Raw genomic sequence first — 18,511 nt, 5'->3', positions numbered from 1 at the left:
ACCGAAACTATCTCTACATCCATTCAAGTACTTGCGTGATATCTTTGGCGTAAAAGCACTTTAGACCTTGCGTGTCAAGCGGTTTGTTTGGGATGATCGCGTTTTTAAATTTCTGCGTTTTTGCCTCTTTTAGACGCTGATCGAGGTTGAAAATTTCTCTTATCTCGCCATTTAGGCTTAGCTCTCCGATGAAGACGCTGTCCTTGCTGATAGGGCGGTTTTTGAAGCTACTTATTATCGCTGCGATGACGGCTAGATCGGCTGCAGTCTCGCTTATCTTAACGCCACCTGAAACATTTATAAAGACGTCGTAGTGCCCAAGTGGAATTTCAAGCTTTCGCTCAAGTAGGGCTAGCAGCATATCCAGGCGGTTTTTCTCAAAGCCAGTCGAGCTTCGCTTTGGATAGGCGCTTTCGCAAACAAGGGCTTGAATTTCGATGCTAAGTGCTCTTGAGCCTTCCATTATGATAGTGATCGCGCTACCACTCATCGCCCCGCCACGTGTGAAAAATTTACTCGATACCTCATTTGCGCTCACAAGTCCGTGCTGGCTCATCTCAAATATACCAACCTCGCTTGTCGAGCCAAAGCGGTTTTTAAACCCACGCAAAATTCTCAGCTCTCTACTCGCGTCGCCTTCGAAATAAAGCACCACATCGACCATGTGCTCAAGCACTCTTGGCCCTGCGATCGAACCCTCTTTGGTTATGTGTCCGATGATGAAAACGCAGATATTTTGGCTCTTTGCAAGCCTCATCAGCTCAAATGTGATCTCGCGAACCTGCGTGATCGAGCCTGGAGCGGAGGTTATATTTTGGCTATAAAGCGTTTGTATGGAGTCTATCACAAGCACCTTGTAGTCGCTCTTTTGCACTTCTAGTAGGATATCTTCTAGGCAAATTTCAGTTAGTAGGTATAAATTTTTATCCACCGCATTTAGCCTGTCAGCTCTCATTTTTATCTGGCTTTGGCTCTCTTCGCCACTTACATAGAGCGTTTTTTTGCCGTCTTTTGCTAAATTTGAGCCGATTTTTAGAAGCAGGGTTGATTTGCCGATGCCCGGGCTGCCGCCTATTAAAACAAGCGAGCCCTCGACAACGCCACCACCAAGAACAAGGTCTAGCTCGCTATCTTTTGTGCTAAATCTCGTAAAATTTTGAATTTCAACTTCGTCTATGCTTATGGCTTTGCTAGGTGCGCTAGTGCTTTTTGCTATCTCTTTACTTATCTTTATCTCTTGCTGGCTAAGCTCGACAAAGCTATCCCAAGCCCCACATTGTGGGCATTTGCCCAGCCACTTTGCCTGCTGATTACCGCAGGCTTGACACTCAAAAACTGGCTTTGCTTTTGCCATAAATTATCCTTTTTAAAATTTCAACTACTATCACTCCAAAAGCCGCTCCGATCATGTCAGCCACGATGTCAAGCAAGCTAAAGCTCCTGTTTGGTAAAAATGCTTGAACGAGTTCTATTTGCACACCAAAGGCTAAAAGTATGGCTAAATTTTTAAAAATTTTAAACTCATAGCCAAGATAGAGCAGGATGTATAGGACGCAAAAAGCTAAAAAATGATTTGCTTTATCCCACGAATTTTCGATGATAGTAGGAGATTTTGGAGTAAATGCAAGAAAATCGATCGCCAAAAGAGCGATAAAAAAGCAAATTTTACTAAGAAATTTTACCCTACTCAAAAATGGCGTCCATTAGCTCGTCTAAAAATTCGTCTGGATTAAATTTGATGATATCATCCATGCTCTCGCCAACGCCTATATAAAATATAGGTAGCTCAAGCTCTCTTGCCACGCCAAATAGTGCTCCACCCTTTGCAGTGCCGTCAAGCTTTGTGATGATAACACCATCAAGCGAGACGATATCGTTAAATGCTTTTGCTTGTGCAACTCCGGCGTTACCTTGCGTTCCATCAAGAATCAAAATTTTGCGGTGAGGCGCTTTTTCGTAAGCTTTTTTGCTAATACGAACGATCTTTTCTAGCTCGTTTGCTAAATTTGTCTGGTTTTGAAGTCTGCCGGCTGTGTCAAGGATGACTCGGTCGATACCTTTTGCAAGGGCTGAACTAATCGTATCGTAAGCAACAGCCGAAGGATCGTGCCCTTGCTGTGTGGCGACTATTGGCACATTTAGTCTAATTGACCATTGGCGTAGCTGCTCGATCGCTCCAGCTCTAAATGTATCACAAGCGCCTAAAATAACGCTTTTACCGTTATTTTTATATAAATTTGCAAGCTTTGCGATTGTGGTTGTCTTGCCAGCGCCATTTACGCCAAGGATGAGATCGACAAATGGCTTATCAGGCTCGATCACACGCTCATTTTCGTAGATAAAGTAGCTGCTCATAACACGTCTTAGATCGGCTCTGCTTACTTCATCTTGAGGCGGCAAGTAGTATAAAATTTCTTCCACGATCTCGTAAGCTACGTCAGCTTCAATCAAAATTTCTTCTAAACTCTCTTTGTCTATCTTTTTTGACTTCTTCGCTGAGCTTATCGCTCCAAAAGTCTTCTCAAGGCCTTTTTTTAGAAAATCAAGCATTATTTTGTTGCCCTATTTATGTCGTTTTCAAGCATCTCTTCAGGCACAAGACCGATGTAGCCCTGAACGTAGTCACCATTTGCTTTAAAAAGTGCTGACGCAGGCAAGCCTTTTATGCCGCCCATCGCTTTTTCAAATAAAAAATTTCCCTCGCCAACCGCGACTTCATATTTTATTTTATATTTTTGAGCAAAATCTTTTACTTCATCTTCACTTTTATCTTCAAGTAGCACACCAACGATATCTAGTTCGTTTTTAAATTTCTCGCTTAGGTTGTTTAAGTGCGGGATCTCAGCCTTGCACGGAGGACACCAAGTGGCGAAAAATACGTAAAGCGTTGCTTTTTTACCATCTTTTACGTCAAAGCCATTACTTCTTTTTGTAATCTGCATAGTTGTGCCATTTAGTAGCTTTAGATTTATCTCTTTTATCTCGTTTTCTTGGGTATTTTCACTCATTTTTGGAGTGAGTGAGTCTTTGCTTAAATTTTCATCTTTGTTGGCATTTTTATCTAAAATTTTGCCTTGCGTTTGTTCGCTTGTATTTTGCTCTTTTTTTTGCTTGTTCTCGTCGCCGCATCCAAAAAATGCAAAAATGCAAAGTGATGTTATAATTGCTCGTTTTAATGTCATAAATTTCCTTTTGAATAAGATTTCAGGATTATACAAGAAAGAGCATAAAATGAGCGTTAATTTAGAAAAAAATGAATTTAGAAAAAATGCAAGAGCAAATTTGATGAAACTTACTAAATTTAAGGCCAAATGCTCGCACTGTAAAGCTACAAAAACGCTTTTAAATTTGATAAATTTTACAAATTCTAAGAAAGTATTGTTTTATTTGCCACTTAACTACGAAGTCGATGTGCTTAAAGTAAGGCGAAATTTATCACGTAAATGTGAAATTTTTGCCCCTTTTATGGTAGGTCTTAGCTTAAAGATGGTAAGATTGCGACTGCCATTTATAACTTATAAATTTAATGTCAGACAGCCATCTGGCAAAAAAATGGATAATGTTAGACTTGATATGGCGGTAGTTCCAGCGATTGGGGTTGATGGAGCTATGGCTAGGATAGGGCATGGAAAAGGATTTTATGATAGATTTTTTGACTCTTTGCCTATTAAGCCAAAACGGATAGTTTTTCTTGAGATAAAAGACTTTTACACCAAAGATGTGCTTTCAAATGCACAAGACGCGGTAGCAGACTTTTATATAACCCCAAATAAAAATTATATAAAAAGAGGAATAAATGATAGAGGTTTTAATAGGCTTAGGAGCCGGTGTGGCGGGCGTTGGAGCAGGGTATCTATACGCTAAAAAGATAAATGATGCAAACTACAACATCTTCTTAGAACAAGCAAAAGCAAAAGCAAAAGCAATAGAATACGAAGCTGAACTAACGCTTAAAAATTCTAAAATTTCAGTACAAGAGGCCGAATTTGAGGCTAAAAAAAGATACGATGACAAGACGACAAAGCTTCAAAAAGAGTATGCGAGTAAATTTGATGAACTAGCCAAAAAAGAGAAAATTTTGCTAAATGAGCAAGAGCTTTTAGACGAAAGTAAAGAGCTTTTTGAAAAGGATAAGCAAGATGCAAAAATAACTTACGAAGAGGGTTTAAATTTAAAAGCAACTTATCAAAATAAGGTAGAAGAGGCGATAAGGGTACTTGAGCATGCTGCTGGCTTAACAGAGGAAGAAGCTAGAGAAGTGGTGCTTAAAAAGGTTGAGGAAAAATCTCGTGCAGATATCGCTCATATAGTTAGAAAGTATGAAGAAGAAGCAAAAAGAGAAGCCAAAAAGAGGGTTAATTATATCTTGGCGCAGGCCACGTCAAGATTTGCTGGAGAATTTGCGGCTGAGCGTCTGATAAATGTCGTAAATATTAAAAACGATGAGCTAAAAGGTAGGATCATTGGCAAAGAAGGACGTAACATCAAGACCCTTGAAATGGTGCTTGGCGTTGATATCATCATCGACGACACGCCTCATGCGATCATCTTAAGCAGCTTTAACCTTTACAGACGTGCGATCGCAACAAGAGTGATCGAGCTTTTGGTAGAGGATGGAAGAATCCAACCTGCTAGGATAGAAGACCTTCACAAAAAAGTGACTGAAGAATTTGAGCAAAGCATACAAGAAGAGGGCGAAAACATCGTCATGGATCTTGGTCTAAATAAAATTCATCCAGAGATCGTAAAACTAATAGGCAAGCTTAAATTTAGAGCGAGCTACGGTCAAAATGCCTTGGCTCACAGCCTTGAAGTAGCTCACCTTGCTGGCATCATTGCAGCTGAGTGTGGTGGAGATGAGAAGCTTGCAAAAAGAGCTGGCATACTTCACGATATCGGCAAGGCGCTAACTCACGAGTATGAGGGCAGCCACGTTGATCTTGGAGCTGAAATTTGCAAACGCTACAAAGAGCATCCAGTAGTTATCAACGCTATCTACGCTCACCACGGCCACGAAGAGGCAACAAGTATAGAAAGTGCGGCTGTTTGCGCAGCTGACGCACTAAGTGCGGCTCGTCCAGGTGCAAGGCGTGAGGTGCTTGAGAGCTTCCTAAAGCGTGTCGAAGAGATCGAAAACATCGCAAAAAGTAAAGATGGCATCAAGCAAGCTTATGCAATAAATGCAGGCCGTGAAATTCGCGTCATAGCAAACGCTAAGCTCATAAACGATGATGAAGCCGTACTTGTAGCAAAAGAGATAGCTCAAGAGATCGAGAGCAAGGTGCAGTATCCTGGCGAGATAAAAGTAAGCGTCATCAGAGAGACTCGTGCTGTTGATTTTGCAAAATAACGGCAAGATATGAAATTTCTTTTTTCAATTTTATTATTTTTCTCAATTGGCTTTGCCAGCGAGGAGCTCGTGCTAGACTCGGCAAACTCGTTTATAACAACGATGAGAGGCGCTAGAAACGCTCCTATAAAAGAGCTAATCGAGCAGTCAAAAGCAACGATCATCTTTCCAAGTATTAAAAAGGTCGGTTTTGTAGTTGGTGGTATGGGTGGAGATGGCATTATGGTTGTTGGCAACATTAACTCGCCAAGTGAAATTTTACCAGTTAGCATAAGTGGCGGCAGTATCGGTATACAGCTTGGTTATGAAGATAGTTCACTTGTACTTTTTATATTTAAAGATAGCATTATCCACGATATTAAAGATGCCAAGATCACGCTTGATACAAAGCTTTCAGTAGCTTTTGGTGACATTGGACGCAATTACAGCAAAGTAAGCGATTTTAAATTTTCAAGTGATATTTACGCATATGCCGCAAATGATGGTTTCTTTGCGGGAGCTAGCTTTGGTGGAGCAGTCATCAGTGCAAGAGAAGAAATTTTAAAGCAAAGTGGCTATGCCTATGAACAGCTAATAGCCTCTGCATCTAAACTTTTAGGAGATTAATGCAAGATATCATAAGCTCAGTTTCAACATACGGCTATATTGTATTGTTTTTTTATAGTCTTGGTGGTGGCATGGTTGCATTAATCGCCGCTGGAATTTTAAGTTTTGCTGGCAAGATGGATATCACTCTTAGTATAATTATCGCTGCTGTGGCAAATACAATCGGTGACACACTAATTTTTTATGTCGCAAGATTTAATAAAAACTCACTTATGCCTTATATCAAAAATCATAAAAGAAAGCTTGCTTATGCAGGAATTTTGGCTAAAAAACACGGCGATAAGATAATATTTATCAAGAAATTTATCTACGGCGTCAAAACTTTGGTTCCTATCGCACTTGGACTTACGAAGTATTCATTTTATAAATTTAGTATTATAAATTTGATCTCGTCAGTGCTTTGGGCGATCATTATCGGATTTGCCAGCTTTAAAGCGGGTGATTATTTTGTAGGTGTAAGCGACTATCTTGGCGAGCATGGATATATTATGCCTATTGCCATGGTTTGTTTGTTGCTTGGAATTTGGTTTTTTTTACAACATATTACAAAAAGGAGAAAAGCATGAAAAAGGTGATATCTGCTTTAATCGTAGTTATCGTGGTAGCCATTGGAGCGGTTTATTTTGCTTCAAATGAGGTAGAGAAAAACTATCAAAGGATAGTGAATGATCTAAACAATATTAATGGCTTTAAAATTTCTAATAACAATTACAAAAAAGGTTTTTTTGGCTCAAAAGGATCATTTGATTTTAGTGTTTCAAAAGATCTTTTGGAAAATATATTTGGTAAAAATGTAAATGAGGATTTGGTTTTTAAAGTAGAAAATGAAATTTCTCATACAGTGCTTGCTTTTATAGATGGCTTTGAAATAGACTCAAAAATTTCTATCCAAAACGATATGATTAAAAACATTATCGCAACATTTATGGGATCAAATGTCATTGCAACAACTAAAACAAAAGTTAGCTTAACTGGCGATAAAGATGTAGATATCAAATTTAGCAATATTGAATTTAACGATAAGCAAAAAACTGCCGTTAATACAAAAGATATAAAGATTGGTATGACGCTTGATTCAAAAGATAGTATAAACAGCTTAAAGGTTGAAGCAGATAAGATTGCTTTGAAAGATTTTAGTGAGTACAACAAAGTTGATCTAAATATCGAAGGATTTTATATTGACTCAAGTTATAAAGAGCCGGTTAAGTTTTCAAAAATTTTAGAGAGTCAGCTTGTACCTTATTTGGCAAAAGTTAAATTTAAAAGGGTGTCTTTCGCATCTAATGATATAAGTAATATCTTGATAGATGACTTTAGGTATGACTCAAAATTTGAAATCTCAAATGATCTTGGAAGATCAGACGATGTTATAAAAATAGGTATAGTAGCAGTTGATAAAGTAAAATATACAGACTTTGTCTTTGATAGCAAAATCGCAAATATCAATGTACCTGCATTAAATAATGTATTAGAAAAGCTTAATAATTTAAATAATGAAGAAAATTATAATGTTTTGGCTGGATTAAATTTTGATGAGATAATAGATCAAATCTTAGAAAAGAATCCAAGTATAAAAATAGATACATTAAGCTTTAAAAAAGGAGATAAGACTTTAAAGCTAAATTTGGATGCAGCAGTAAATGGCTTTAAAAAGGGAACAAATCAGTCAGAAATTTTTGATAAATTATCTCTTAGCGGAAAAATAAGTGTCGATGAAAGTCTGACGAATTTTTTTGATACATTAGTGCCAGAAGTAGCTTTTGTTGAGCCTACTTTGATATCTGCTGGATATTTTAAGGAAGAGGACAAAAAAGTAATAAGCGAATTTAAATATGATCCAAACAAAAAAGATATTATATTTAATGGAAAAGTTGGACTTCAAAATTTCTTTATGGGTTTTTAAAAAATTAGCCTGATTTTTATCTGCATTTAAGCATCACTTCTATATACTTCACTTTCTGTTTTGCAAAACGCAGAGCAGAAAGTTCTTTTAACTTACAATTGTTAAACTATTAGTCAATCTTTGAAATCTAAACAAGTGATCGATTGAGCCAGTCTATTATTTTATAATTTATAATAGATTAGACAAACTAATAAATAAAACTAAAAGTTTTTTGATTAAAAACTTCATAATAAAATCCTATCAAATAAATTTTGATAGGTAATTAATATGGAGAGTTTGATCCTGGCTCAGAGTGAACGCTGGCGGCGTGCCTAATACATGCAAGTCGAACGGACAAGTAAGAGCTTGCTCTTATGAGTTAGTGGCGCACGGGTGAGTAATGTATAGCTAATCTACCCTACACTAGAGGACAACAGTTGGAAACGGCTGCTAATACTCTATACTCCTGTCTTACATAAGTTAGATAGGGAAAGTTTTTCGGTGTAGGATGAGGCTATATTGTATCAGCTAGTTGGTGAGGTAATGGCTCACCAAGGCTATGACGCATAACTGGTCTGAGAGGATGATCAGTCACACTGGAACTGAGACACGGTCCAGACTCCTACGGGAGGCAGCAGTAGGGAATATTGCTCAATGGGGGAAACCCTGAAGCAGCAACGCCGCGTGGAGGATGACACTTTTCGGAGCGTAAACTCCTTTTGTTAGGGAAGAACAATGACGGTACCTAACGAATAAGCACCGGCTAACTCCGTGCCAGCAGCCGCGGTAATACGGAGGGTGCAAGCGTTACTCGGAATCACTGGGCGTAAAGGACGCGTAGGCGGATTATCAAGTCTCTTGTGAAATCCTATGGCTTAACCATAGAACTGCTTGGGAAACTGGTAATCTAGAGTGAGGGAGAGGCAGATGGAATTGGTGGTGTAGGGGTAAAATCCGTAGAGATCACCAGGAATACCCATTGCGAAGGCGATCTGCTGGAACTCAACTGACGCTAATGCGTGAAAGCGTGGGGAGCAAACAGGATTAGATACCCTGGTAGTCCACGCCCTAAACGATGTATACTAGTTGTTGCTAAGCTAGTCTTGGCAGTAATGCACCTAACGGATTAAGTATACCGCCTGGGGAGTACGGTCGCAAGATTAAAACTCAAAGGAATAGACGGGGACCCGCACAAGCGGTGGAGCATGTGGTTTAATTCGAAGATACGCGAAGAACCTTACCCGGACTTGATATCTAACAAATCATCTAGAGATAGAAGAGTGTCTGCTTGCAGAAATGTTAAGACAGGTGCTGCACGGCTGTCGTCAGCTCGTGTCGTGAGATGTTGGGTTAAGTCCCGCAACGAGCGCAACCCACGTCATTAGTTGCTAACAGTTCGGCTGAGCACTCTAATGAGACTGCCTTCGTAAGGAGGAGGAAGGTGTGGACGACGTCAAGTCATCATGGCCCTTATGTCCGGGGCGACACACGTGCTACAATGGCATATACAATGAGAAGCAATATCGCGAGATGGAGCAAATCTATAAAATATGTCCCAGTTCGGATTGGAGTCTGCAACTCGACTCCATGAAGCCGGAATCGCTAGTAATCGTAGATCAGCCATGCTACGGTGAATACGTTCCCGGGTCTTGTACTCACCGCCCGTCACACCATGGGAGTTGATTTCACTCGAAGCCGGAATACTAAATTAGTTACCGTCCACAGTGGAATCAGCGACTGGGGTGAAGTCGTAACAAGGTAACCGTAGGAGAACCTGCGGTTGGATCACCTCCTTTCTAGAGTACATATAGATATTCTCTCACAAGATATCTATAAGAAAGATATTCTCAATCATCCTTGTTTAGTTTTGAAAGATTGATAGACCTATAGGGGCCTATAGCTCAGCTGGTTAGAGTGCACCCCTGATAAGGGTGAGGTCACAAGTTCAAGTCTTGTTAGGCCCACCAGAGAATTTAATTGGGGAATTAGCTCAGCTGGGAGAGCGCCTGCTTTGCACGCAGGAGGTCAGCGGTTCGATCCCGCTATTCTCCACCATAAAATAGTTTAACTATATTAAGTCTAATTAGAGAGCTTAAAAATTTAAACTTTCTAATTAGACTTTTGTCTAAATGTTCTTTTAATTAATATTGTTAATAGTCACAAGCAAGTTTTAAAAACAATTTTACAGGACTTGTTAAAGATTTAAATTTCTATTTTCTTTGCATTTAATGCAAAAGTTTGATATCACAATCTATTTAGGATTTAAAACTTATCTAAATAGTAGTCAATGCTTTCCGTCTTGAGAGCTAGAATTTAAATATAGTAACATAAAGTTATCTTTAACAAGGAAGTGATGCGAATTAGAATAATCTAATATAGAAAAGGTAAGCTACAAAGAGCAAGTGGTGGATGCCTTGGCTAGTAGAGGCGATGAAAGACGTGCCAGGCTGCGATAAGTCTCGGGGAGCCGTCAAGGGGCTTTGATCCGGGAATTTCTGAATGGGGCAACCCAGTTAAGCGCGAGCTTAACTACCTAATATGGAGCGAACGAGGGGAATTGAAACATCTTAGTACCCTCAGGAAAAGAAATCAAAAGAGATTACGCTAGTAGCGGCGAGCGAACGCGTAAGAGGGCAAACCGTTAGTTTACTAACGGGGTTGTAGGACTGCGATATAGACTAAACTTAGCTAATAGAATAATCTGGAAAGATTAAGCATAGAGGGTGATACTCCCGTATATGAAAGCTTTGTTTTACTTAGCAGTATCCTGAGTAGGGCGGAACACGTGATATTCTGTCTGAAGCTGGGTAGACCACTATCCAACCCTAAATACTACTACTAGACCGATAGTGCACAAGTACCGTGAGGGAAAGGTGAAAAGAACTGAGGTGATCAGAGTGAAATAGAACCTGAAACCATTTGCTTACAATCATTCAGAGCCCTATGATTTATCAGGGTGATGGACTGCCTTTTGCATAATGAGCCTGCGAGTTGTGATGTCTGGCAAGGTTAAGGAAACCCGGAGCCGTAGCGAAAGCGAGTCTTAATAGGGCGTTTAGTCAGACGTTGCAGACCCGAAACGATGTGATCTATCCATGAGCAGGTTGAAACCGGTGTAAGAGCCGGTGGAGGACCGAACCCGCTAGCGTTGAAAAGCTATGGGATGACTTGTGGATAGGGGTGAAAGGCCAATCAAACATCGTGATAGCTGGTTCTCTCCGAAATATATTTAGGTATAGCGTCATGTAGTAACACTAGGGGGTAGAGCACTGAATGGGCTAGGGCATACACCAATGTACCAAACCCTATCAAACTCCGAATACCTAGTGTGTAATCATGGCAGTCAGGCGGCGAGTGATAAAATCCGTCGTCGAGAGGGGAACAACCCAGACTAACAGCTAAGGTCCCTAAATCTCATTTAAGTGGAAAACGATGTGGAGTTACTTAAACAACCAGGAGGTTGGCTTAGAAGCAGCCATCCTTTAAAGAAAGCGTAATAGCTCACTGGTCTAGTGATTCTGCGCGGAAAATATAACGGGGCTAAAATGAGTACCGAAGCTTTAGACTTAGTTTTACTAAGTGGTAGGAGAGCGTTGTATTTGCGTTGAAGGTATACCGGTAAGGAGTGCTGGAGCGAATACAAGTGAGCATGCAGGCATGAGTAGCGATAATTGGGGTGAGAATCCCCAACGCCGTAAACCCAAGGTTTCCTACGCGATGCTCGTCATCGTAGGGTTAGCCGGGTCCTAAGCAAAGTCCGAAAGGGGTATGCGATGGAAAATTGGTTAATATTCCAATGCCAACTATAATGTGCGATGGAAGGACGCTTAGAGTTAAGCAAGCTAGCGGATGGTAGTGCTAGTCGAAAGGTGTAGGTTAAGATCCAGGCAAATCCGGATCTTTTTAAGCCGAGATCCCACAGGCGTTTGAAGTTCTTCGGAACGGATAGCGAATTGCCGATACTGTCGAGCCAAGAAAAGTTTCTAAGTTTAGTTATAGTTGCCCGTACCGTAAACCGACACAGGTGGGTGGGATGAGTATTCTAAGGCGCGTGGAAGAACTCTCTTCAAGGAACTCTGCAAAATAGCACCGTATCTTCGGTATAAGGTGTGCCTAACTTTGTGAAGGATTTACTCCGTAAGCATTGAAGGTTACAACAAAGAGTCCCTCCCGACTGTTTACCAAAAACACAGCACTCTGCTAACTCGTAAGAGGATGTATAGGGTGTGACGCCTGCCCGGTGCTCGAAGGTTAATTGATGACGTTAGCTCTGCGAAGCGTTTGATCGAAGCCCGAGTAAACGGCGGCCGTAACTATAACGGTCCTAAGGTAGCGAAATTCCTTGTCGATTAAATATCGACCTGCATGAATGGCGTAACGAGATGGGAGCTGTCTCGAAGAGGGATCCAGTGAAATTGTAGTGGAGGTGAAAATTCCTCCTACCCGCGGCAAGACGGAAAGACCCCGTGGACCTTTACTACAGCTTGACACTGCTATTGGGATAAAAATGTGCAGGATAGGTGGGAGGCTTTGATCCATAGACGCCAGTTTATGGTGAGCCATTGTTGAGATACCACTCTTTTTTATTCTGATAGCTAACTAGCTTGAGTTATCCTCAAGTAGGACAATGTCTGGTGGGTAGTTTGACTGGGGCGGTCGCCTCCCAAAATGTAACGGAGGCTTACAAAGGTTGGCTCAGAACGGTTGGAAATCGTTCGTAGAGTATAAAGGCAAAAGCCAGCTTAACTGCGAGACATACACGTCAAGCAGAGACGAAAGTCGGTCTTAGTGATCCGGTGGTTCTGTGTGGAAGGGCCATCGCTCAAAGGATAAAAGGTACCCCGGGGATAACAGGCTGATCTCCCCCAAGAGCTCACATCGACGGGGAGGTTTGGCACCTCGATGTCGGCTCATCGCATCCTGGGGCTGGAGCAGGTCCCAAGGGTATGGCTGTTCGCCATTTAAAGCGGTACGCGAGCTGGGTTCAGAACGTCGTGAGACAGTTCGGTCCCTATCTGCCGTGGGCGTAAGAAGATTGAGGAGAGTTGACCCTAGTACGAGAGGACCGGGTCGAACCAACCACTGGTGTACGAGTTGTTCTGCCAAGAGCACCGCTCGGTAGCTATGTTGGGATGTGATAACTGCTGAAAGCATCTAAGCAGGAAGCCAACTCCAAGATGAATCTTCTTTTAAGAGCTCATATAGACTATGTGTTTGATAGGCTGGGTGTGTAATGGATGAAAGTCCTTTAGCTGACCAGTACTAATAGCTCGTCTGCTTATCTTTTAATAAGCATCACTTCCTTGTTAAGGATAAAAACTTAATAAGATATGTTTTTATAAAACTTTGTTTATGACTTTTAACTTTATACGTAGTGTTAAATAAGAGATTTATCTAATGTATCTTTTATTTAACACTGCCCGTGACTATACAGACGAGGAAACGCCTTGCTCCATCTCGAACCAAGAAGCTAAGCTCGTCCTGGCTGATGATACTCTCCCTTACTGGGATGTTGGAAAAGTAGGTCGTTGCGGGCTTTGTTAATTTTTAATCTTCTTTATCTAAATAATCAACTTCTAATATTATTTCTTAATTTATAACAAAATATCAAATCTTAAATTTATTTATGTTTTTAAATAATTAGATATCTTTACATTTATAAATATCTTTTAGTCTATGCTTCTATACGAGTGTTGACTAAAAACACCAAATATGATAGACTCCAAACCCAAATTTACCTAAAAAGGACAAAAATGAAAAAGATTATATTCTCACTATTAGTAGCAGCTTCTACATTACTAGCAGCCATAAATTTAAACACCGCCACAAAAGAAGAGTTAATGAGTTTAGATGGTATAGGATCTTCAAAGGCAGATGCAATAATTGAATATAGAAAAGCAAATAAATTTAACTCAATAGAAGATATAAAAAATGTAAATGGTATAGGTGATAAGACATTTGAAAATCTAAAATCAGATATATCAGTATCAGGTGCTACAAAGATAGACGAAACAAAAGCTAAAACAAAATCTAAAAAAGATGAGATAAAAGAAAAAGTAAGTAAAAAGAGTGATGAAGTAAAAGAGAAAAAAGATGGTGCTAAAGATAGCGTAAAAGAAGTCAAAGATAAGAAAGAAAGCCTAAAAGATAAAACAGAGAAAAAGAGTAAAGCTAAAAAAGAGAAGAGTAAAGAGTAATAAAAACTAGAAATTTATAAAAATTCTTACATAAAATATATAAAAATAGTTAGGAGCGCATAGCGTTCCTAATAAATAAAATAGATTGGTTTTTTATATATCTACCTACTTTTTAATTCTATAACCTAGTTTGTCTATTTTTTAAATTTTATAAATTAATAAGCTCATCTAATAGATCTTGTAAAGTAATACTTCTTAAACTATCTTCTAAAGCTTCTTGTGCTTTTAGGAAGTGGTTGGTTAAGAGGCCTTCGATCTTGCCACCAAGCGGGCAGGCTTTAGGTGAGTCAGAGTGGATCTTGAAAAGTTTTTCTTTATCATTTACTGCGTTAAAAATTTGAAGGAGGGTTAGGTGTTGGGGAGTATCACTGACTTGAGATATGGTGTTTGTGGGGCTGGGGTGTTTAGGCATCAAATAGTTATGTCAAGCATATGATGTTCGCTAGGCGCTATTTCCTCATTATCTGCTATATCGTCCAAATTTTCTTCGTCACTATCTCTTGAATTTTGTCTTTCGCTCTCAAACTCACTTGCCTCTTCTTCATTTTTTTGGCGCTCATGCTCCTTTTCAGGGTCTATTTTATAAGACTCTTCCATCGGACGCACCTCTTTGATCTCTTCACTTTGTTGCGAGGCAAGCTCAGCTGCCATCAAAGATTGCATATCAAATCTGGCTTGTTGATTTGCATGCACTTGCGATACTACTGGGGCATTTTGATTTATAAAGTTACTATTTCCTAAAGGTGTTACAGCCATTTTTTAGCCTTTATTTATGATGATAGTTTTATAGTTCGTATAAGTGACATTTGCGCCATTTTCACGTTTTAAATTTTCACGCTTAGTGTAGTCTACCTCGTATCTGCCAGCTCCCTTTACACTAAATTCCACGCAGAATTTAGCTGCCATTTCTAGCACATCTTCAGGCACCCTACTCTTGTTTGTCTTGATGATGACATGAGTGCTTGGGCTATCCTTTAGATGTAACCATATATCGTCTTTTTTAGCAAGATCAAGCAAATTTATATTGCCTTTTTCGTTTCTACCAACTAGTATTTTAAATTCTCTAACGTAAAAAATTTCAGCATTTTCACTCACATCTTTTACGTGGCGTTCTCTTTGTTTTGCCTTGTTTTTTGGGCTTAAAATTTCAAACTCATAAAGACTGTTCGCTTCTTTTAAAAGATATTTTAATCCTTCAAAAAACTCGATCTTTTCGCTTAAATTTCTCTTTTCTATCTCCACGCCAAGGGCTTTTGCGCGAAGCTTTTTTGATCTTGTGTAAAACTCATTTGCACTATTTTTTGGTGTATCGCTAAGAGTTAGTTTTATCTCATTGCCATCAAAATCTTTCAGACAAATTTCCCTCTCATAGCCCTTAAAATTTCCCAAATTTGCAAGCAAAAGCGATCCTAAATTTGCAGCCTCCTCGCTTTTTTTCATTAGCTCATCTTTGTCTTCAAGTGAGTTTAAAATTTCACTCATACTATCTATCTTTTTTTGTACGCTTGCAAGCTTCGCCTCTTTTAAGCTAGCTATCCTAGACTCATTTACTCTAGCCGCTTCACTTCTAAAAAACGCCTCAAAGTCTATTATTTGTTCACACGGCTTTTCTTTTATCTCGATAGCCGGTAGCTCTTTTAAAATTTCTCCAGTTTCTATTTTACGGTAGCTATTATCGATATGCCTTAGAGCCTCAATAATTACGTTGTTTTCGTCAGTTATCACAGCATTTGTAAAGCGGCCTGTAAATTCAAGATAGAGGATAAAATTTTCACTTTTATATGAGCCACTTTGCGTGCAGATAAATTTTAAAATTCTATTATCTTTTAAGCACTCAACGCTTTTTATATGTGAGGCATTAAAGCGCTTTTTTAGCACATTATCAAAAGGCGCTTGATAAATTTTTGCTTCTTTTTGCTCATCATCTTTATAAATAGCAGAGTTTGATTTATTTAGATCAAAGATGATCTTCTCGCCATTAAATTCGATCAAAATAGCCATATCATTGATGCGTTTTGCTTGGTTTATCTTTGTAAAATTTGATAAATAACTTGCTATTTGAACTAAATGTGCGTACTTCATGCTAAAGATTATATCAGAAATGTTGCAAAAATGTTTTAACAAAAGCTTCATCGCTTTTTGTGACAGAATAGTAAAAATCTGTTTTTATGGTCTTGTTTTTAATTTTGAAAATGCTTCATTTGTAATGTTATTGAAATATAAATTTTTCGTAAATTTTTTCATAAAAATTTAAATTTTGTTTATATATAATGATAACCGTTTTTATAATATTAAAATTTTGAGGAAAAATAAATGAATAAATTTCGCATTAGTGCGGTGCTTTGTTTTGCCATTTCTGCGTTAAATGCTACTGATGTAAGCTTAGATGGTATCAGCGTTGAAGATAGCGCAGACGATGGATATAGAGCCACAACGAGCGAAGTAGGCAAAACAAATACGCCTATTTTAGAGATCCCGCAGACGGTAAACGTCGTAACCCAGCAGCAACTAAAGGATAAAAAGCCAGAGACCCTAGCTGAGAGCCTTCAAAACGTGAGCGGAGTTAGCTACGGAAACACCACGGGTGGTATTTTTGACTCGATCATAAAAAGAGGCTTTGGCGGCGGACGCGACGGCTCGATCATGCGAAACGGGGTGCCTGCTAGCGTCATGCATAGCTTTAACAAAACCGTAGAAAGCGTCGAGGTGTTAAAAGGCCCGGCTAGCTTGCTCTACGGCGCGCAAGAGCCAGGCGGCATCATAAATATGGTCACTAAAAAGCCAAAATACGATTTCTCAAACGAAATTTGGGCTGGTATCGGCAACCGCAACTACTGGAATACAGGCTTTGATACCACAGGACCTATTGCGGAGAGTGGATTTGCGTATAGATTTATATTTGATACGATGCAAAAGGACTACTGGAGAGAGTTTGGCGAATATAAAAATGTTCTCTTTGCACCCTCACTTTCGTATAAAGGCGATGATTACCGCATAAATTTGGCTTATGCGCACACACGCTCGACCGATCCGATCGACCGCGGCATGTATCTCATTCCAAGCACTGGCAAGCTACTACCCATAGATAAGAAAAGACGCCTTGACGAGCCATTTAATAAGCTAAAAACAAAGCTTGACACGCTAGATGTAAATTTTGAGAAAAATCTCGGCGAAAACTGGCTATTAAAGGGCGCTTATGCATTTTCTCGTTCAAAACATGAGTATGGCCACATCAGGCTAATGAATGTATTAAATAATGGCACAGCAACTAGGCGAAACGAATATTACGACGGATTTATCCACCGCACACATGCTGGATCACTAAATTTAAACGGCTATGTTAAAACAGGTGAGATAGAACACAACTTGCTCTTTGGCATCGACGCAAAGGAATACTACCGCTATAGACCAGGTGGCCTAAAAGATACGGGTAACCACTTAAGCATAAACATATATCATCCTATCTATGGAAGAGTAGGACTACCAACTGCCAGGGAGTCAAGCATCCAGTACCAAAAGCTAAAAACTATCGGATTTTACGTACAAGATAGCATAAATTTAACTGAAAATTTAATCTACTCTTTAGGAACTAGGTATGAATACTACGACCAAGTAGCTCGCGGCACAACCAGTGGGCCAAATAGCACAGATCAGCAAGATGGCAAATTTACGTGGCAAACTGGGCTTTTATATCTACTAACGCCTCAGTGGTCGGTCTATACCAACTACGCACAAAGTTTCAATCCGCAAATGGCTATGAAAGGCGATATCGGCGATATAAAGCCTGAAGAGGGCAAAAGTGTCGAGCTGGGAACTAAATTTCAAAACGATAGCATAACGGCTAGCGCGGCGGTTTTTAATATCAATAAGAAAAACATCATGCGCACCGTAAGTGGCGTAAGTACGCCAGTGGGAAAGGCGCGCTCGAGAGGATTTGAGTTTGACTTTAACGGCCGCGTGACGCAAGGGCTAAGCGTGGGCGCTAGCTACGCATACACTAAAACCGAGGTGCGCAAGGATAGCGGCGCGTTTGCTGTGCTAGTGGGCAAACCGCTAGAAGCCACGCCGAAACACCAAGCCAGCCTCTTTGCTAACTACGACTTTAGCCACCTAGGCGCAAAAGGCCTAAGGATCGGCGGCGGAGCGAGGTATTTTGGCTCATGGTACACCTACTACATGAGGACGAATCTACCGGCCGTGCCTGCGGGAACCGGCTTTAAGATGGACGACGCGGTCGTTTACGACGCATTTATCAGCTACGATACCAAGATCGCGGGCTACGAGACGAATTTCTCATTTAACGTCAAAAACTTGACCGACAAGCTTTATTATACGTCCTCATCTACTGGTACGGATGCTAATATCATACCGATACAACCAGGCTATGCTCGTCAGTTTATGCTAACAGCTAGCGTTAAATTCTAAATTTACTAGGCCTTTTGGCTTAGTAAATTTTCTTTAAATTTAGCAATTTTC

The 18,511-nt window shown here is 39.8% G+C and carries 14 protein-coding genes, 2 tRNA genes and 3 rRNA genes; 12 read left to right on the top strand and 7 right to left on the bottom strand.

From position 1 onward, the window contains the following. Positions 1 to 13: 13 nt before the first annotated feature. Genes radA through CVT18_RS01070 form a run of 4 tightly spaced genes read right to left on the bottom strand, consistent with a single transcriptional unit; the run spans position 14 to position 3,182 of the window. A complete protein-coding gene (radA, locus tag CVT18_RS01085; protein ID WP_085658607.1) occupies positions 14 to 1,354 on the bottom strand; it encodes a DNA repair protein RadA in 1,341 nt (446 codons plus the stop codon). After that, positions 1,329 to 1,691, bottom strand: coding sequence for a VanZ family protein (locus tag CVT18_RS01080; RefSeq protein ID WP_107824121.1), 363 nt, complete (start codon positions 1,689 to 1,691; stop codon positions 1,329 to 1,331). The genes radA and CVT18_RS01080 overlap by 26 nt, the downstream gene beginning before the upstream one ends. Then, a complete protein-coding gene (gene ftsY / locus CVT18_RS01075) occupies positions 1,684 to 2,550 on the bottom strand; it encodes a signal recognition particle-docking protein FtsY (protein ID WP_085658605.1) in 867 nt (288 codons plus the stop codon). The genes CVT18_RS01080 and ftsY overlap by 8 nt, the downstream gene beginning before the upstream one ends. Next, positions 2,550 to 3,182, bottom strand: a complete 633-nt coding sequence (locus CVT18_RS01070) for a TlpA family protein disulfide reductase (protein WP_087579298.1) — start codon at positions 3,180 to 3,182, stop codon at positions 2,550 to 2,552. Before CVT18_RS01070 ends, ftsY begins: the two co-directional genes overlap by 1 nt. A 49-nt stretch (positions 3,183 to 3,231) precedes the next feature. Between CVT18_RS01070 and CVT18_RS01065 the strand changes: the two genes are divergently transcribed. The 11 genes from CVT18_RS01065 (at position 3,232) to CVT18_RS10745 (ending at position 14,035) form a co-directional block, all read left to right on the top strand. Further along, entirely contained in the window at positions 3,232 to 3,864 is a 633-nt protein-coding gene (locus tag CVT18_RS01065; protein ID WP_103628434.1) for a 5-formyltetrahydrofolate cyclo-ligase, read from the top strand. Next, positions 3,797 to 5,350 (top strand): ribonuclease Y, encoded by a 1,554-nt coding sequence (gene rny, locus CVT18_RS01060; RefSeq protein ID WP_107824120.1) that lies wholly within the window; start codon positions 3,797 to 3,799, stop codon positions 5,348 to 5,350. Before CVT18_RS01065 ends, rny begins: the two co-directional genes overlap by 68 nt. 9 nt (positions 5,351 to 5,359) lie before the next feature. Next, positions 5,360 to 5,956 carry a lipid-binding SYLF domain-containing protein gene (locus CVT18_RS01055; protein ID WP_103628436.1) on the top strand — a complete coding sequence of 199 codons (597 nt, stop codon included), beginning with the start codon at positions 5,360 to 5,362 and terminating at the stop codon, positions 5,954 to 5,956. Further along, positions 5,956 to 6,522, top strand: coding sequence for a DedA family protein (locus tag CVT18_RS01050; RefSeq protein WP_103628437.1), 567 nt, complete (start codon positions 5,956 to 5,958; stop codon positions 6,520 to 6,522). The genes CVT18_RS01055 and CVT18_RS01050 overlap by 1 nt, the downstream gene beginning before the upstream one ends. After that, positions 6,519 to 7,859 (top strand): DUF945 family protein, encoded by a 1,341-nt coding sequence (locus tag CVT18_RS01045; RefSeq protein ID WP_103628438.1) that lies wholly within the window; start codon positions 6,519 to 6,521, stop codon positions 7,857 to 7,859. Before CVT18_RS01050 ends, CVT18_RS01045 begins: the two co-directional genes overlap by 4 nt. Before the next feature lie 264 nt (positions 7,860 to 8,123). Beyond that, positions 8,124 to 9,634, top strand: a 16S ribosomal RNA gene (locus tag CVT18_RS01040). Positions 9,635 to 9,728: 94 nt separating this feature from the next. After that, a tRNA-Ile gene (locus CVT18_RS01035) sits at positions 9,729 to 9,805 on the top strand. Positions 9,806 to 9,817: 12 nt separating this feature from the next. Next, positions 9,818 to 9,893 (top strand) — tRNA-Ala (locus tag CVT18_RS01030). Between the two features lie 327 nt (positions 9,894 to 10,220). Beyond that, positions 10,221 to 13,124, top strand: a 23S ribosomal RNA gene (locus tag CVT18_RS01025). 132 nt (positions 13,125 to 13,256) lie between these two features. Further along, positions 13,257 to 13,375, top strand: a 5S ribosomal RNA gene (rrf, locus tag CVT18_RS01020). Together the 16S, 23S and 5S rRNA genes with 2 tRNA genes alongside form the textbook arrangement of a ribosomal RNA operon. 216 nt (positions 13,376 to 13,591) lie before the next feature. After that, on the top strand, positions 13,592 to 14,035 hold the full coding sequence (locus tag CVT18_RS10745; protein WP_103628976.1) for a helix-hairpin-helix domain-containing protein: 444 nt from the start codon (positions 13,592 to 13,594) through the stop codon (positions 14,033 to 14,035). Positions 14,036 to 14,183: 148 nt separating this feature from the next. On the opposite strand, the gene CVT18_RS10385 is transcribed toward CVT18_RS10745, so the two are convergent. The 3 genes from CVT18_RS10385 to CVT18_RS01000 are packed head-to-tail and all read right to left on the bottom strand — an operon-like array spanning position 14,184 to position 16,117. Further along, positions 14,184 to 14,447 (bottom strand): Rrf2 family transcriptional regulator, encoded by a 264-nt coding sequence (locus tag CVT18_RS10385; RefSeq protein WP_234410282.1) that lies wholly within the window; start codon positions 14,445 to 14,447, stop codon positions 14,184 to 14,186. After that, positions 14,447 to 14,791, bottom strand: coding sequence for a hypothetical protein (locus CVT18_RS01005; protein WP_103628612.1), 345 nt, complete (start codon positions 14,789 to 14,791; stop codon positions 14,447 to 14,449). Before CVT18_RS01005 ends, CVT18_RS10385 begins: the two co-directional genes overlap by 1 nt. Before the next feature lie 3 nt (positions 14,792 to 14,794). Beyond that, a complete protein-coding gene (locus CVT18_RS01000; RefSeq protein WP_103628613.1) occupies positions 14,795 to 16,117 on the bottom strand; it encodes an NFACT RNA binding domain-containing protein in 1,323 nt (440 codons plus the stop codon). Between the two features lie 231 nt (positions 16,118 to 16,348). On the opposite strand from CVT18_RS01000, the gene CVT18_RS00995 reads away from it, so the two are divergent. After that, complete coding sequence (locus CVT18_RS00995; RefSeq protein WP_103629247.1) at positions 16,349 to 18,460, top strand: TonB-dependent siderophore receptor; 2,112 nt, start codon at positions 16,349 to 16,351, stop codon at positions 18,458 to 18,460. Positions 18,461 to 18,511: the final 51 nt, after the last annotated feature.

Source organism: Campylobacter concisus (assembly GCF_003048405.1).
GTDB lineage: Bacteria > Campylobacterota > Campylobacteria > Campylobacterales > Campylobacteraceae > Campylobacter_A > Campylobacter_A concisus_Q.
This window is presented reverse-complemented; position numbering and strand designations above follow the sequence as displayed.